Source organism: Bacillus sp. XF8, from assembly GCF_017498755.1.
Taxonomy (GTDB): domain Bacteria; phylum Bacillota; class Bacilli; order Bacillales; family Bacillaceae_G; genus Bacillus_A; species Bacillus_A bingmayongensis.
In genome coordinates this window covers 1-324 of the sequence record NZ_JAGDQK010000007.1, presented here as the reverse complement: position 1 = coordinate 324, position 324 = coordinate 1, and the positions used below count along the sequence as shown (strand labels likewise).

Below are 324 nucleotides of genomic sequence, written 5' to 3'. Positions count from 1 at the left end.
CAAATGAAAAAGGAAAATGTAGGTAACATAGTGTCACCGCAAATGAAAAAGGAAAATGTAGGTAACATAGTGTCACCGCAAATGAAAAAGGAAAATGTAGGTAACATAGTGTCACCACAAGTTCAAAAAGAAAATGTAAGTAATGTTGTTTCGCCACAAGTCCAAAAAGAAAATGTAAGTAATGTTGTTTCACCACAAGTTCAAAAAGAAAATGTAGGCAATATAGTGTCACCGGATGTAACAAAAGAAAACTTTGTTATTCCAAAAGTAACACCACCAAATATTACGATGCCAATGATGGATAATAATCAACCACCGAATATG

The 324-nt window shown here is 33.3% G+C and carries 1 pseudogene; it reads left to right on the top strand.

The window, feature by feature from the left end:
- A pseudogene (locus J4P91_RS06435) lies at positions 1–324 on the top strand (SafA/ExsA family spore coat assembly protein); the annotation flags it as partial.